Annotated in this window: 14 protein-coding genes and 1 pseudogene; 10 read left to right on the top strand and 5 right to left on the bottom strand. The window is 71.0% G+C overall.

What is annotated here, in order from left to right:
- The first annotated feature begins 121 nt into the window (after window positions 1-121).
- The 4 genes from tsf (at window position 122) to BFF78_RS12935 (ending at window position 3808) form a co-directional block, all read left to right on the top strand.
- Window positions 122-958: a translation elongation factor Ts gene (gene tsf / locus BFF78_RS12950; RefSeq protein WP_069778473.1), complete on the top strand. Its 837-nt coding sequence runs from the start codon at window positions 122-124 to the stop codon at window positions 956-958.
- Window positions 959-1165: 207 nt separating this feature from the next.
- Window positions 1166-1924: a UMP kinase gene (pyrH, locus tag BFF78_RS12945; protein WP_069778472.1), complete on the top strand. Its 759-nt coding sequence runs from the start codon at window positions 1166-1168 to the stop codon at window positions 1922-1924.
- 184 nt (window positions 1925-2108) lie between these two features.
- The gene (frr, locus tag BFF78_RS12940) at window positions 2109-2666 is read left to right on the top strand and encodes a ribosome recycling factor (protein WP_069783545.1); all 558 of its coding nucleotides are present in this window, start codon (window positions 2109-2111) and stop codon (window positions 2664-2666) included.
- On the top strand, window positions 2666-3808 hold the full coding sequence (locus BFF78_RS12935) for a phosphatidate cytidylyltransferase (RefSeq protein ID WP_069778471.1): 1143 nt from the start codon (window positions 2666-2668) through the stop codon (window positions 3806-3808). Before frr ends, BFF78_RS12935 begins: the two co-directional genes overlap by 1 nt.
- 78 nt (window positions 3809-3886) lie before the next feature.
- On the opposite strand, the gene BFF78_RS12930 is transcribed toward BFF78_RS12935, so the two are convergent.
- On the bottom strand, window positions 3887-4552 hold the full coding sequence (locus tag BFF78_RS12930; protein WP_069778470.1) for a YceI family protein: 666 nt from the start codon (window positions 4550-4552) through the stop codon (window positions 3887-3889).
- 309 nt (window positions 4553-4861) lie between these two features.
- On the opposite strand from BFF78_RS12930, the gene BFF78_RS12925 reads away from it, so the two are divergent.
- The 6 genes and pseudogenes from BFF78_RS12925 (at window position 4862) to BFF78_RS12900 (ending at window position 11168) form a co-directional block, all read left to right on the top strand.
- Window positions 4862-5068, top strand: a complete 207-nt coding sequence (locus tag BFF78_RS12925; protein ID WP_069778469.1) for a hypothetical protein — start codon at window positions 4862-4864, stop codon at window positions 5066-5068.
- 168 nt (window positions 5069-5236) lie between these two features.
- Window positions 5237-6342 (top strand): annotated as a pseudogene (rlmN, locus tag BFF78_RS12920) (dual-specificity RNA methyltransferase RlmN).
- A 231-nt stretch (window positions 6343-6573) separates the two neighbouring features.
- Complete coding sequence (locus tag BFF78_RS12915; protein ID WP_069778468.1) at window positions 6574-7647, top strand: thiamine ABC transporter substrate-binding protein; 1074 nt, start codon at window positions 6574-6576, stop codon at window positions 7645-7647.
- 44 nt (window positions 7648-7691) lie between these two features.
- Window positions 7692-9293 carry an ABC transporter permease gene (locus tag BFF78_RS12910; RefSeq protein WP_069778467.1) on the top strand — a complete coding sequence of 534 codons (1602 nt, stop codon included), beginning with the start codon at window positions 7692-7694 and terminating at the stop codon, window positions 9291-9293.
- Window positions 9294-9322: 29 nt separating this feature from the next.
- Window positions 9323-10342: an ABC transporter ATP-binding protein gene (locus BFF78_RS12905; protein WP_069778466.1), complete on the top strand. Its 1020-nt coding sequence runs from the start codon at window positions 9323-9325 to the stop codon at window positions 10340-10342.
- Between the two features lie 25 nt (window positions 10343-10367).
- On the top strand, window positions 10368-11168 hold the full coding sequence (locus BFF78_RS12900) for a maleylpyruvate isomerase N-terminal domain-containing protein (RefSeq protein WP_069778465.1): 801 nt from the start codon (window positions 10368-10370) through the stop codon (window positions 11166-11168).
- Window positions 11169-11261: 93 nt separating this feature from the next.
- Here BFF78_RS12900 and BFF78_RS12895 read toward each other — a convergent pair whose 3' ends face one another.
- The 4 genes from BFF78_RS12895 to BFF78_RS12875 all read right to left on the bottom strand — a co-directional run bounded on the left by BFF78_RS12895 (window position 11262) and on the right by BFF78_RS12875 (window position 15181).
- The gene (locus tag BFF78_RS12895) at window positions 11262-11945 is read right to left on the bottom strand and encodes an LAETG motif-containing sortase-dependent surface protein (RefSeq protein WP_193433447.1); all 684 of its coding nucleotides are present in this window, start codon (window positions 11943-11945) and stop codon (window positions 11262-11264) included.
- 202 nt (window positions 11946-12147) lie between these two features.
- Window positions 12148-12555, bottom strand: a complete 408-nt coding sequence (locus tag BFF78_RS12890; protein ID WP_069778463.1) for a VOC family protein — start codon at window positions 12553-12555, stop codon at window positions 12148-12150.
- Window positions 12556-12686: 131 nt separating this feature from the next.
- Window positions 12687-14462 (bottom strand): hypothetical protein, encoded by a 1776-nt coding sequence (locus BFF78_RS48225; protein ID WP_227025826.1) that lies wholly within the window; start codon window positions 14460-14462, stop codon window positions 12687-12689.
- On the bottom strand, window positions 14444-15181 hold the full coding sequence (locus BFF78_RS12875; RefSeq protein ID WP_069778462.1) for an ABC transporter ATP-binding protein: 738 nt from the start codon (window positions 15179-15181) through the stop codon (window positions 14444-14446). The genes BFF78_RS48225 and BFF78_RS12875 overlap by 19 nt, the downstream gene beginning before the upstream one ends.
- Window positions 15182-15282: the final 101 nt, after the last annotated feature.

The following is a 15282-nucleotide window of genomic DNA, read 5'->3' as shown; positions in this document are numbered from 1 at the left end:
GAAGTCCGCCCCCGCTGTTCACCCGTAGGTCGGCGCGCCGTTCGTGCTCTGCGTTCACATGTGGAGCGCACACCGTGCTGATCTGAAGATCTTCCAGACTTCGAGAAAGACTCACAGACTCATGGCGAACTACACCGCCGCCGACGTCAAGAAGCTCCGTGAGCTCACCGGCGCCGGCATGATGGACTGCAAGAAGGCGCTGGACGAGGCCGAGGGCAACGTCGACAAGGCCGTCGAGGCGCTCCGTATCAAGGGCCAGAAGGGCGTCGCCAAGCGCGAGGGCCGCTCCGCCGAGAACGGCGCCGTGGTCTCCATCATCGCCGACGACAACTCCTCCGGCGTCCTGGTCGAGCTGAAGTGCGAGACGGACTTCGTCGCCAAGGGCGAGAAGTTCCAGGCCGCGGCCAAGGCCATCGCCGAGCACGTCGCCAAGACGTCCCCGGCCGACCTCGAGGCCCTGCTCGCCTCCGAGATCGAGCCCGGCAAGACCGTCCAGGCGTTCGTGGACGAGGCCAACGCCAACCTCGGCGAGAAGATCGTCCTGGACCGCTTCGCGCAGTTCTCCGACGGCTTCGTGCTCGCCTACATGCACCGCACCATGCCCGACCTGCCCCCGCAGATCGGTGTCCTGGTCGAGCTCGACAAGCCCAACGCCGAGGTCGCCAAGGGCGTCGCCCAGCACATCGCCGCCTTCGCGCCGAAGTACCTGGCCAAGGAGGACGTGCCGGCCGACGTCGTCGAGTCCGAGCGCCGCATCGCCGAGGAGACCACCCGCGCCGAGGGCAAGCCCGAGGCCGCGATCGCCAAGATCGTCGAGGGTCGACTGAACGGCTTCTTCAAGGACGCCACGCTGCTCGGCCAGCCGTACGCGCTGGACAACAAGAAGTCGGTCCAGAAGGTTCTGGACGAGGCCGGTGTCACCCTGAAGCGCTTCTCGCGCATCAAGGTCGGCATCTGAGTCCGTACCGCGATCGACGCGCGACCCACAGGGAAATCCCGATAGGGTCGGTCGACAGCAGTCGTCCGTACGCACCGCCACACCAGGTGCGTGACGGACGGCAGCAGATCTGACGAGGAGGCCATTGCCGCGCATGGGAGCGAAAAGCGACCCCATCGGCAATGGCCTTCTTCGTATGTGCAACACGTGAAAGAGGCGGGATCTCCCATGACCACCAAGGCCCAGAAGAGCGACGACGGCAAAGTACGCGGCCGGTTTCTGCTGAAGCTGTCCGGAGAGGCCTTCTCCGGCGGCGGGGGCCTGGGCGTGGACCCGGACGTGGTGCACAAGATCGCCCGCGAGATCGCGGCCGTCGTACGCGACGGGGCCGAGATCGCGGTCGTCATCGGCGGCGGCAACTTCTTCCGCGGCGCCGAGCTCCAGCAGCGCGGCATGGACCGCGCCCGCTCCGACTACATGGGCATGCTCGGCACCGTGATGAACTGCCTCGCCCTCCAGGACTTCCTGGAGAAGGAGGGCATCGACAGCCGGGTGCAGACCGCCATCACCATGGGCCAGGTCGCCGAGCCGTACATCCCGCTGCGCGCCGTGCGCCACCTGGAGAAGGGCCGCGTGGTCATCTTCGGCGCCGGTATGGGCATGCCGTACTTCTCCACCGACACCACCGCCGCCCAGCGCGCCCTGGAGATCGACGCCGAGGCGCTGCTCATGGGCAAGAACGGCGTGGACGGGGTCTACGACTCCGACCCCAAGACCAACCCCGACGCCGTCAAGTTCGACGCCCTCGGCTACGGCGAGGTCATCACCCGCGACCTCAAGGTCGCCGACGCCACCGCCATCACGCTCTGCCGCGACAACAAGCTTCCGATCCTCGTCTTCGAGCTTCTCGCGGAGGGCAATATCGCCCGCGCGGTCAAGGGTGAGAAGATCGGCACGCTGGTGGGCGAACAGGGCAGCCGGGACTGACCGGCACGCTCCCGTCGCCGGGGATGCGCCACCTGTCCGGGGGACGGACGGGACGCGCCCCGGCCGGGGGATGGACAATGTCCTGCCGGTCGGGAACCGTGCAGGAAGAAGACGCGACGCAGCCGGCCGCCGCCCGCCCAAGGAACCGCAGCCGGGCCTTACTCAAGACACGCAGGAGCAAGTGGTGATCGAAGAGACCCTCCTCGAGGCCGAGGAGAAGATGGAGAAGGCCGTCGTGGTCGCCAAGGAGGACTTCGCCGCGATCCGTACCGGCCGTGCGCACCCGGCGATGTTCAACAAGATCGTGGCCGACTACTACGGCGCCCCGACGCCGATCAACCAGCTGGCCTCGTTCTCCGTGCCGGAGCCGCGCATGGCGGTCGTGACGCCGTTCGACAAGACGGCCCTGCGCAACATCGAGCAGGCGATCCGCGACTCCGACCTGGGCGTCAACCCCAGCAACGACGGCAACATCATCCGGGTGGTGTTCCCCGAGCTGACCGAGGAGCGCCGTCGCGACTACATCAAGGTCGCCAAGGGCAAGGCCGAGGACGCGCGCGTGTCCATCCGCTCCGTGCGCCGCAAGGCCAAGGACGCCATCGACAAGCTGATCAAGGACGGCGAGGTCGGCGAGGACGAGGGCCGCCGTGCGGAGAAGGAGCTGGACGACACCACGGCGAAGTACGTCGCCCAGGTCGACGAGCTCCTGAAGCACAAGGAAGCGGAGCTGCTCGAAGTCTGATGAGCGACTCTTCCTGGGCGCCGCCACCGGCGGGGCAGGCCGGCTACTGGGGGCCCACCGCGGGTGCGCCTGCCCACGGGGCCGCCTCGGCGGGTCCCGCGTACGATGCGCCTGAGGCGCAGCACACTCGCCCCATGCCGATCGTGCCCGACGAGCCCGCCTACGGCGGAGACCAGGACGGCGACCGGGGGGCCGCTCGGCAGAGCGGCCCCTTGTTCCAGGACGAGTTCCGCCCCGAGCCGCCGCCGGCCCGGACCGTCCCGGCCGCGAACCAGAATCCGGAGCCCATGCCCGACGCCCACCAGCCTGCGCCAGCGCCGCAGAAGAAGAGCGCGGGCCGTGACCTGAGCGCGGCCATAGGGGTCGGGGTCGGGCTCGGTGTGGTGATCATCGCGTCGCTGTTCATCGAGAAGGCCGTCTTCGTCGGTGTGATCGCGGTCGCCGTCGTCGTCGGCCTGTGGGAGCTGACCAGCAGGCTGCGGGAGCGCAAGGGCATCAAGGCGCCGCTCGTGCCGCTCGCGGTCGGCGGTGCGGCGATGGTGGTCGCGGGGTACGTCCGCGGCGCCGAGGGCGCCTGGGTCGCCATGGCGTTGACGGCGTTGGCAGCCCTGGTCTGGCGCATGACGGAGTCACCGGAGGGCTACCTCAAGGACGTCACGGCAGGCGTCTTCGCGGCCTTCTACGTACCCTTCCTGGCCACGTTCGTGGCGATGATGCTGACCGCGGATGACGGCCCCTGGCGCGTCCTGACCTTCCTCCTGCTCACGGTCGTCAGCGACACCGGCGCGTACGCGGTCGGCTGGCGCTTCGGCAAGCACAAGCTGGCCCCGCGCATCAGCCCCGGCAAGACCCGCGAGGGCCTGCTGGGCGCGGTGCTGTTCGCCATGGTCGCGGGCGCGCTGTGCATGCAGTTCCTGATCAGCCACGGCACCTGGTGGCAGGGCCTGCTGCTGGGCCTCGCGGTCGCCGCCAGCGCCACGCTGGGCGACCTCGGCGAGTCCATGATCAAGCGCGACCTGGGCATCAAGGACATGGGCACCCTGCTCCCGGGCCACGGCGGCATCATGGACCGGCTCGACTCACTCCTGCCGACCGCTCCGGTGGTGTGGCTGTTGCTGGTGGTCTTCGTCGGTTCCGCGTGAGGCTTGTGCCGTACGGCTTGCGGGCCCCGTCCTCTCGGTAGGGCGGGGCCCGTTGCGTCCGCGTGGCCGGAGGGACCCTCAGGTGCCCGGGGTGGTGCGGATGGCCGCGATGTCGAACTGGAGGCGGACCGTGTCGCTCACCATGGACCCGCCCTGGGCCAGCCGGGCGTCGTAGGTCAGGCCCCAGTCGGAGCGGCTGATGGTGGTGGTGCCGTCGAAGCCGACCCGCTCGTCACCGAACGCGTCGGTGACATGACCGATGTAGGTGAGCTCCAGGGTGACGGGGCGCGTGGTGTCCTTGATGGTGAGATCGCCGGTCATGCGGTAGACGTCCTTGCCCGCGAGTTGTACGGCGGTGCTCGTGAAGGTCATCCGCGGAAATGCCCCGGCGTCCAGGAACTGCCGGCCGACCAGGTGCGCGTCACGCTGTTCGACACCGGTGTCGACGCTGGCCGTGTACAGCACGAGGTCGGCCCGGGAGCGGGTCGGGTCGCGGCCGTCGAAGTACAGGCGGCTCTCGTACTCCGTGAAGGCGCCACGCACCGTCGTCACCATCGCGTGCCGCACGGAGAACCCGATCCTGCTGTGCGCGGGATCGATCAGCCACTCGCCGGTGAGGTCTCCCAGCTCGGGATCGGGCAGAACGGCGGTGGCACGGGCACTGGCCACCCGGGCGGCGGTCGCCACGGGGGCGGCGGAGGGCTGCGCCTGCCGGCGGAAGGAGTTGCGGCCGAAAAGGTTCATGGCTCCTGTGGGTAACGTCCCGCCAAGGGGCGGGACAAGCCCCGACCAGGAAACCCGACCGTTCGTCAGCAGAACTTCACAGCTCGCCGACCTCGCACGGATCCGCGGTGGTGACACGACCAGGCCCAGGCCAGGGGGGCTCAGCGGCGGCCCTCACGGGTCCCCGTAACCGGCGAATTACAGTGAATGCCCTGATTTGGGGTGTTGACGTCATGTCTGCGGCATATGACGATAAGCGGAATAGCGAGCGCCGACCTGTCGCCCTGTGAACCGCGAGGCGCTCCCGTCTCGGCCCGAAGGAGGGCGGCAATGAAGACGTTCCGGAGGCGCATTCCGGGCAAGAAATCGGCGATGGCGGCAATGATCCTCGGGGTGACCCTCTTGGTCGCTCCGACCGCGACCGCCGCCACCGAGAGCCCGAAGCCCCAGAGCCCGGGCTTCGACGTCTGCGTCCACAGTGCCGGTCCTGCCGGGCGCTATTTCTATCCGGGCTTCGCCAACGTCCCCTGCATTTGAGGGGCGCACGGTCAGACCGGCGGCGCCCGCCGCTGACATGCGGAGCCGGGCCGTCTCCGGGCCGTCCGGGGGCGGCCCGGAGGCGACCGACGGCGACGGCCGGCGGCAACCACCGTGCGAACCATGGGTCGCGGGTCACGAAGTTTGATCTGAGACACTGGTACAGCCATGCCTAAGCCCGGAGAACTCACTTTCGTCGCCCCGCGCGGAGCCAAGAAGCCGCCGCGGCATCTCGCCGATCTCACGCCCGTCGAGCGCAAGGACGCCGTGGCCGAGATCGGGGAGAAGCCGTTTCGTGCCAAGCAGCTCTCGCAGCACTACTTCGCGCGGTACGCGCACGACCCGGAGCAGTGGACCGACATCCCCGCCGGGTCCCGGGACAAGCTGCGCGAGGCGCTGTTCCCGGAGCTGATGACCGTCGTACGGCATCTGTCGACCGACCAGGGGACGACCCGCAAGACGCTGTGGCGGCTGTTCGACGGGACCCTCGTCGAGTCCGTGCTGATGCGGTATCCGGACCGGGTCACCATGTGCATCAGCTCACAGGCGGGCTGTGGCATGAACTGCCCGTTCTGCGCCACCGGTCAGGCGGGTCTGGACCGGAATCTGTCCACCGCCGAGATCGTCCATCAGATCGTGGACGGGATGCGGGCGCTGAGGGACGGGGAAGTGCCGGGTGGTCCCGCGCGGCTTTCCAACATCGTCTTCATGGGCATGGGCGAGCCGCTCGCCAACTACAACCGGGTCGTGAGCGCGATTCGCGCGCTCACCGATCCCGCCCCGGACGGGCTGGGCCTGTCGCAGCGCGGGATCACCGTGTCCACCGTCGGACTCGTGCCGGCCATCCACCGGTTCGCCGACGAGGGCTTCAAGTGCCGGCTCGCGATCTCCCTGCACGCGCCCGACGACGAGCTGCGCGACACCCTCGTCCCCGTGAACACGCGGTGGAAGGTGCGCGAGGTGCTGGACGCCGGATTCGAGTACGTCGAGAAGAGCGGTCGCCGGCTGTCGATCGAGTACGCGCTCATCCGGGACATCAACGACCAGGCGTGGCGGGGGATCGGCTCGGGCGGCTGCTCAAGGGCAAGCCCGTGCACGTCAATCTCATCCCGCTCAACCCCACGCCGGGGTCGAAGTGGACCGCCTCCCGGCCCGAGGACGAGAAGGCCTTCGTCGAGGCCATCGCCGCGCACGGTGTGCCGGTGACCATCCGGGACACCCGTGGTCAGGAGATCGACGGAGCCTGTGGTCAGCTCGCGGCCACCGAGCGGTAATCTGGGCCGGTCCACATATCTTCATATCCAGACACCTTCATATTCCGACAGGGGAGCGCCACAGCGCTGAGAGTGCGGCGGACAGGGCCGCAGACCCTCTGAACCTCGCCCAGGTCATTCTGGGTAGGGAGTTCGGTCATCACTCAAGCTGTTGCGCCCTGCCCGGGTTCTCCTCGTGAGACACCGGGCAGGGCCGCGTCTCTTCCTGGCCAACCCCCAGGAGGACAACCAGTGCAGAACAAGACCTTCGTGGCCGTGGCCGTCGGGCTCGGCCTGATCGGCCTGTCCGCGTGCGGTGCCGGCGGCGGCACGTCGTCCGCGGACTCCAAGACCGTGACCCTCGTCAGCCACGACTCGTGGGCCGTGTCCAAGAACGTGCTCCAGGACTTCGAGAACAAGACCGGGTACAAGGTCCACGTCCTCAAGGACGGTGACGCCGGGCAGGCCGTCAACAAGGCGATCCTGACCAAGGACAACCCGCAGGGCGACGTCTTCTTCGGCGTCGACAACACCCTGCTCTCCCGCGCCCTCGACAACGGTCTCTTCCAGCCGTACCAGGCCAAGGGCTCCGACCTGGTCCTGCCCGAGTACCGCGTCGACCAGGCCAAGCACCGCGTCACGCCGATCGACACCGGCGACATCTGCGTCAACTACGACAAGGCCTACTTCGCCCAGCACAAGCTGACCCCGCCGCAGTCCTTCGCCGACCTGGCGGAGCCCGCGTACAAGAACCTCCTCGTCACGGAGAACGCGGCCACCTCCTCACCGGGACTCGGCTTCCTGCTCGGCAGCGCCGCCCGGTTCGGGGACAACGGCTGGCAGGATTACTGGAAGAAGCTCAAGGCCAACGGCGTCAAGGTCGTCGATGGCTGGGAGCAGGCCTACTACCAGGAGTTCTCGGGCTCCTCGGAGGGCAAGAAGGCCGGCGGCGACCGGCCGCTGGTGGTGTCGTACGCCTCCTCCCCGCCCGCCGAGGTCATCTACGCCAAGAAGCGCCCCAGCACCGCCCCGACCGGGGTCGCCCACGGCACCTGCTTCCAGCAGACCGAGTACGCCGGACTGCTGAGCAACGCCAAGAACACCAAGGGCGGCAAGGCGTTCCTGGACTTCCTGCTCACCAAGGAGTTCCAGGACGACATGCCGCTCAACATGTACGTCTACCCGGTGCGCGAGGGCGCCCAGGTGCCGCCGGAGTTCATGAAGTACGGGCCGGAGGCGAAGAACCCCGAGACCATGGCCCCCGGCAAGATCGCCGCCAACCGTGACCAGTGGGTCAAGTCGTGGACCTCGCTCGTACTGAAGTAGCCCCTCGAAGGGACCGCGCGGGGAGCGCGGCGCGGCTGGGCCTGATGGCCCTGCCCGTCGCGTTCTTCGCCGTGTTCTTCGCCTGGCCCGTGGCCGCGATCGTCGCGCGCGGGCTGAAGGCCGACGGCGCCTGGCAGTTCGGGCGGCTCGCGGATGTACTCACCCAGCCGGACATCCGGCACGTGCTGTGGTTCACCACCTGGCAGGCGCTCGCCTCCACCGCGCTCACCCTGCTGCTCGCGCTGCCCGCCGCCTACGCCTTCGCCCGCCTGGACTTCCCGGGCAAGCACCTGCTGCGGGCCGTCGTCACCGTGCCGTTCGTGCTGCCGACGGTCGTCGCGGGCAGTGCCTTCCTGGCGCTGGCCGGGCACGGTGGGCTGCTGGACCAGCTGTGGGGCGTACGGCTGGACACCACGGTGTGGGCGATTCTGCTGGCTCACGTCTTCTTCAACTATGCGGTCGTCGTACGGACCGTCGGCGGGCTGTGGTCCCAGCTCGACCCCCGCCAGGAGGAAGCCGCGCGCATGCTGGGCGCGTCTGCGCTCCGCGCCTGGCGGAAGGTCACCCTCCCGGCCCTCGGTCCCGCCGTGGCCGCCGGCGCGCTGATGGTGTTCCTGTTCACCTTCACCTCCTTCGGCGTCGTCCAGATCCTCGGGGGCCCCACCTTCTCCACCCTCGAAGTGGAGATCTACCGCCAGACCTCCGAGGTCTTCGACCTCTCCACGGCCGCCGTCCTCACCCTCGTCCAGTTCGTCGCCGTCGGCGCGATCCTCGCCGTGCACGCCTGGACGGTACGGCGCCGGGAGACCGCCCTGCGGCTCGTCGACCCGAAGACCACCGCCCGCCGCCCGCGCGGCGCCGGACAGTGGGCCCTGCTCACCGGGGTCCTCGTCACCATCGCGCTGCTCCTCGTCCTGCCGCTCGCCGTCCTCGTCCGCCGCTCTCTGGACGCGCCCGGCTTCGGCTACTACCGGGCGCTGACGAACGCCGACGGCGGTACGTTCCTGGTGGCTCCGGTCCACGCGGTGTGGACGTCTGTTCAGTACGCCGTCGCCGCCACCGCCATCGCGGTCGTGATCGGAGGTCTCGCCGCCGCCGCGCTGGCCCGCCGGGACGCCGGACGGCTGGTGCGGGGCTTCGACGCGCTGCTGATGCTGCCGCTCGGCGTCTCCGCCGTGACCGTCGGCTTCGGCTTCCTCATCGCCCTGGACAAGCCGCCGCTGGATCTCCGGCAGTCCTGGATCCTCGTCCCGCTCGCCCAGGCGCTGGTGGGCGCCCCCTTCGTCGTACGGACCATGCTGCCCGTGCTGCGCGCGGTGGACGCGCGGCTGCGGGAGGCGGCCGCCGTGCTCGGGGCCTCTCCGTGGCGGGTGTGGCGGGAGGTGGATCTGCCGCTGGTGCGGCGGGCGTTGCTGGTGGCGGCCGGGTTCGCGTTCGCGGTCTCGCTCGGCGAGTTCGGGGCGACCGTGTTCATCGCCCGGCCCGACAACCCGACGCTCCCGGTCGCCGTGGCCCGGCTGCTCAGCCGCCCCGGGGACCTCAACTACGGCCAGGCGATGGCCCTTTCGACGATTCTGATGGTGGTGTGCGCCGCCGCGCTGCTGATCCTGGAGCGGCTGCGCACCGACCGGACGGGGGAGTTCTAGATGCTGCCGGACGGACCGGGGAGTTCTGGATGCTGCTGAGCCTTGATGCCGCGACCGTGCGCTTCGGGGGGCGGGCCGTGCTCGACGCGGTCGGTCTCGATGTCGCCGAGCACGAGGTGGTGTGCGTACTCGGGCCGAGCGGCAGCGGAAAGTCGACCCTGCTGCGGGCGGTCGCCGGGCTCCAGCCCCTGTCCGGCGGACGGGTGTTGCTCGACGGCCGCGACCAGTCCGGCGTACCCGCGCACAAGCGCGGCGTGGGTCTGATGTTCCAGGACCACCAGCTCTTCCCGCAGCGGGATGTCGGCGCGAACGTGGCCTTCGGGCTGCGCATGCACGGCGTCGCCAAGGGCGAACGGGACGCCGAGGTCGGGCAGTTGCTGGAGCTGGTCGGGCTGCCGGGCGCCGGCCGGCGGGCCGTGGCCTCCCTGTCCGGCGGCGAGCAGCAGCGGGTGGCCCTCGCCCGCGCGCTCGCGCCCCGGCCCCGGCTGCTCATGCTGGACGAACCGCTCGGCCAGCTCGACCGGTCGCTCCGGGAACGCCTGGTGGTCGAACTACGGGAACTGTTCGGCCGGTTGGGTACGACCGTGCTCGCCGTGACCCACGACCAGGGCGAGGCGTTCGCGCTGGCCGACCGGGTCGTGGTGATGCGGGACGGGCGCATCGCGCAGTCCGGCACGCCGCTGGAGGTCTGGCAGCGGCCGGCCGACGCGTTCGTGGCCCGCTTCCTCGGCTTCGACAACGTGATCCCGGCGACCGTCGCCGGTACGGCGGCCGACACCCCCTGGGGCAAGCTGCCGGTGCCCGACGGCTCCCCGCAGGGCCCCCGCAGCCTGCTGGTCCGGCCCGCCGGGGTACGGCTCGTGGCGGCCGACGCCGGGCTGCCCTGCACGGTGACCGCCCGCACCTTCAAGGGCACCCATGTGGCCGTCCACCTCCAGCCCGCGGACGGGCCGCGGCTGGAGGCGGCCTGCACGCTGCGGGACGCGCCGGAGGTCGGCGTGTCGGCCGGAGTGGAGTTCGACGCGGCCGAAATCGTCGTGCTCGACTGATCACCGCGCCCCTAGGGTGAGGGGCATGACATTGCTCGCGCATGAGCGCTACTGCGACGAAATCGCCCACCAGGTGGAGCAGTTGAGGGCCGTGGTGACCTCCGGCGCCGACCTGGCCGCGACCGTGCCGACCTGCCCCGACTGGTCCATGGAGGACCTCGTACGCCATATGGGCGGTGCCCTGCGGTGGGTCGGGACGATCGTGCGCACCAGGGCGCAGGACCGTGTCCCCCGCGACCAGGTGCCGCTCGGTTCCGGGCCCGAGGAACGGGGCGACGCGGCGGCGCTCGACAAGTGGCTGGCGGAGGCCGGTGAGCTGGTCGTCGCGGCGCTGCGCGAGGCCGGACCGGACACCGCGGTGTGGAGCTTCATCCCGGGGAAGGCCGTCTCCGGGTTCTGGGCCCGCCGGATGACCCACGAGATCACCGTCCACCGCGCCGACGCGGCCCTCGCCGCCGGGCTGGACTACGAGCTGGCGCCGGAGATCGCCGCCGACGCGATGGACGAGTGGCTGGACTTCGCCGTCTTCCTCCAGCAGCTGCGGGGCCACGAGGAGGCCCTCATGCTGGACGGCCCCACCCGCACCATCCACCTCCACGCCACCGACGCCGATCCGGCGCTGCACGCCGAGTGGCTGCTGGAGTTCGGCCCGGACGGGGTGCGCCCGCGGCGCGGCCACGAGAAGGCCACGGTCGCCCTGCGCGGCCCGCTCACCTCCGTACTGCTGGCCTTCTACCGCCGGCTGCCGCTGGACAGCCCCGGCCTCGAGGTCCTGGGTGACCGTACGACACTGGAGTTCTGGCTCCAGCGGGCGACCTTCGGCTGAGCGGCGTCCGGCGTACCGGGGTACGACCGCGGCCCGTCCCCTGGGGATAGGGGGACGGGCCGCGGAGGCGTACTGGTACGGACAGGCGCGGCGTCAGCCGTTGCCGCGCGCGCCACGACGGCGCATGCCGAGGTAGACCGCGCCACCGCCGACGACGACCAGCGCGCCCGCGATGCCGGCGATCAGGCCGGTGTTGGAGTTGGCACCGGTCTCGGCGAGGTTCGAGTCACCGACCGCCGGGGACGGCGCGTTGCCCGGCGCGGCGCTCGCCGGGGCGGAGCTGGAGGAGGAGGCCGACGGGGTCGGGGTCGCCGACCCGGCCGGGGTGGACTTGGACGGCGTCGGCTTCGAGGGGGCCGTCGGCGTCGGGCTGCCGGTCTTGCAGGCGGTGGACGGGGTCACCAGGTTGGACGTGATGTCCTGGTCGAGGATGTTGGTCGCCTTGATGTGGACGCGGTAGGTCGCGTTCGCCTTCCAGTCCTCCGAGAAGGTGACCTGCGTGCCCTGGGCCGAGCCCTTGACCTCGTGCTCGCCCACCTTCGTCTCGATGCCACCGGTGCTCTCCAGGAACACGGTGATGTGAGCCGGAGTGCCCGAACCGTCGGTGTCGGTGACGACGATGGTGCCCTTCTGGCCGTTGCACTTCGCTTCGGCGGAGAAGTCACTGATGTTGCACGCGAACGCGGAGCCGGCCACTCCCAGCACGACCGCGGTGGAAGCGGAGACAACACCCAGAGCGCGCACGGAACGGCGTACGCCACGGTGAGTTATGGACAACGTTTGTCCTTTACAGAGTGCATAACTGCGGGGGGTTTAGGGGGATTTGAGGCGACGGATGAGGTGAAGCCCCAGCACCCCCAAGAGGCTCACAGGTCTATAAGCGCTCCGTAAGGCTGTCAACGCATATGCCATCTATGGCCGTTGGCTTTGCCTTCTTATTAACCACCGTGACGTTTGGCGACGTTCGGACTGCGTGCGGTCAGCCCTGGACCGCGGCCGGGTCCATCCACATGACCTCCCAGGTGTGGCCGTCGAGGTCGTCGAAGGCGCGGCCGTACATGAAGCCGTGGTCCTGGGTCCGGCCGCTGGCCGTGCCGCCCGCCGCGATCGCCTTGTCGACCAGCTCGTCCACCTTCTCGCGGCTCTCGGCACTCAGACAGACGAGCACCTCGCTGGCCTTGGTGGAGTCGACGATCTCCTTCTCGGTGAACGTCGAGTAGTGCTGCTTGCCGAGCAGCATCGCGATGATCGTGTCGCTGATCACGACACAGGCGCAGTCGTCGGTGCTGAACTGGGGGTTGATGGTGTAGCCGAGCTCCGTGAAGAACTTCTTGGACGCCTCGACGTCGTTGGTGGCCAGGTTCACGAAGATCATCTGCTGGTACATGAGGGTCCCTCCCGAGGGGTTGGCGCTGGGGTCAGCGTCTTCGGTGGGTAGACCGGGGGCCCCGGGAGAACTCATCGGTCGCCGGAGATCTTTTTTGGAGATCTTTTTCGGGCGTGGGTGCCGCGGGCCGCTCAGCGGTTCGCCGGGAGGGCCGCCAGAGCGGCGACGGCGAGGGTGAGCGGGCCGAACAGCACCAGCAGGACCACCGCGCGCAGGGCCACGGCCGCGCGCAGCATCGCGGCCGGGGCGCCGAGCCGGAGCAGCGCGGCGGTCGTGTCGGCGCGGCACTGGCGGCTCTCCACGGCCGCGGTGAGCAGCGTGGCGACCGTGCAGCCGGTGACGAGCAGCGCGCCCAGGGTGGTCAGTGGGCCGAACGCCGGGGCCGAGCCCGCGTACAGCGTGGTCATGGCGTACCCGGCGGAACCGACCGCGCAGACGACGCCCAGGGGGCGGCCGATGCGGGTGGCTTCCGCCATGAGGACCCGGCCGGCGAGGAGACGGAGCGCGCCGGGGCGGGTGGACTGCAGGAGCAGGCCGCACAGGTGGGTGAGGCCGGGGGCGGCCAGGACCAGGCCGGTCGCGGTGAGGAGCCAGCCCGCCAGTACGGCGAGGGCCGACCTTTCGGCGTACGCCTGTGCCGCGAGGCCGGTGGCGAGGAGGGCGATGCCCCAGGGGAGGCCGACGGGGGCGCCCTTGGGGGGCCGAGGGGCCCAGTCGGCGTCCGGGACGGTGGTTTCGGGGTCGGTCGCGCTGCCCGGCGCCGCGGGGGTGCCGTCCGCGACCACCCTCCCCCACGCCCGGCGTCGCTCGCGCGGGGGCACCTCCATCGCCCCAGCGGCCCGGCTGCCCGCGGACTGACGACTGGGCTGCCCGCCGTCGCCGGCTTCCCCTGCCGGTCTCCCGGCGGCACTGCCGTCCGCGGGGTGTGGGTGGGGGTGCTCGCCGTCATGGGCTTCCTCGGCCGGTCCCCGAGCCGCACCGCCGTCCGTCGGCTGCCCGCCGTCGCCGTCCTCCCCGGCCGGTCCCCGAGCAGCGCTGCCGCCCGCTCGCTGCCTGCCGTCGCCGGCTTCCCCTGCCGGTCTCCCGGCGGCACTGCCGTCCGCGGGGTGTGGGTGGGGGTGCTCGCCGTCGTCGGCATCCTCGGCCGGTCCCCGAGCCGCACCGCCGTCCGCGGGCTGCCCGCCGCCGTCGGTCTCCCCGGCCGGTCCCCCGGCAGGACTGCCGTCCGCCGCCCGGCCACCGTCGTCGGTCTGTCCCTGTCCGTCGTGAGAAACACCGGCCCCCGCCCGCAACCGCGCCCCGAACCTCCCGTACGCCCCGAACGTCTCCCGTGCCGCCGTGTGGCCGTACGCCCCGAAGCGGCCGTACCTGCGCAGGAGCGGGGTGGCGGGACGGGGGTCCCTCGGGCGCAGGGTCAGGGCGACCGTTGTGGAGGCGGCGGCCGGGACCAGGGACAGGAGTGTCAGGGTGGCCGGGACGGGCAGGTGCCGGCCGGCCGCGAGGAAGTCCGCCGCCGCGCCGTCGAAGGGGATGCCCGTGAAGTCGCCGCGCAGGTGGAGGAAAACCAGCAGGGCGAGCAGCGAGCCCAGGGTGCAGGACAGGGCCGTGGTGAGGGCGGAGATCGCCATGAGCCGGGCCGGGCCCAGGCCTACGGCGGACAGTCCGGGGCGCGGCCGGGTGCTGCGGTCGGTACGGGCGACGGCGAGCGCGAAGTACGCCGTGGCGGCCAGCGGCACCGCGCACCAGGCGAGGCGCAGGGCGGCGGCGTCGGCCTGTTCCGGGTGGTTGAGGGCGTAGCCGAAGCAGGACAGCAGGAGGAAGCCGGTGCCGGCCGAGGCCGCGGCCACCAGCAGACGGCGCAGCAGGACGGTGGGCCGGGCCGTGCGGGTCAGACGGAGAGCGACCACGCGGCCCGGCCTTCCGTGTCGGGGTCGGGCAGGTGCAGGGTGTGCACGCGCCGGCCGTCCAGCAGCGCCATGGTGTGGTCGGCGAGGGCGGCGCCGTCGGGGTCGTGCGTGGCGAGGACGACGGTGATGCCGTGCGAGCGGGCGGCCGTGGCGAGCGTCCGCAGGACGAGGGTGCGGTCGGCGCGGTGCAGCGGCGCCGTCGGCTCGTCGGCGAAGAGGACCGTCGGGGCGGGGGCCAGTGCCCGGGCGATCGCGACGCGCTGGCGTTCGGCCTGCTTCAGCCCGTGCGGGCGCTTGCGGGCGCGGTCGCCGACGTCGAGCCGCTCCAGCCACTCCAGCGCCGCGACCTTGGCCCTGCGGCGGCCGATGCCGCGCAGCATGAGGGGGAGCGCGACGTTCTCCCAGGCGTTCAGCTCGGGGATCAGGGCCGGCGCGGGGTCGATCCAGCCGAAGCGGTCCCGGCGCAGCCGCTCCCGGGCCACGGGGCCCAGGGTGTGCAGGGGGACGCTGTTGAACCAGACCTCACCGTCGCGCACCGGCACCTGGCCGGACAGGCAGTGCAGCAGGGTCGTCTTGCCGCTGCCGCGCGGACCGGTGACGGCGAAGATCTCGCCCTCGCGTACGCCGAGCGAGACCCCGGCGAGCCCGGGGGAGCCGTCGGGGTGCCTGAAGTGCAGGGAGCGTGCCCAGAGCACGTCGTTGTCCGGCGGGGCCTCCATGCGTACACCTCGCATCTGATCCGTTTTCCCGTGCCTCATCCCTCGTGCGGGGGAACGAAGGCTGGGCCGATCGGTCACTGGCACGCTAGGCAGGCCCGTAC

This window comes from Streptomyces fodineus (genome assembly GCF_001735805.1).
In the GTDB taxonomy this organism is placed as follows: Bacteria; Actinomycetota; Actinomycetes; order Streptomycetales; family Streptomycetaceae; genus Streptomyces; species Streptomyces fodineus.
This window is presented reverse-complemented; position numbering and strand designations above follow the sequence as displayed.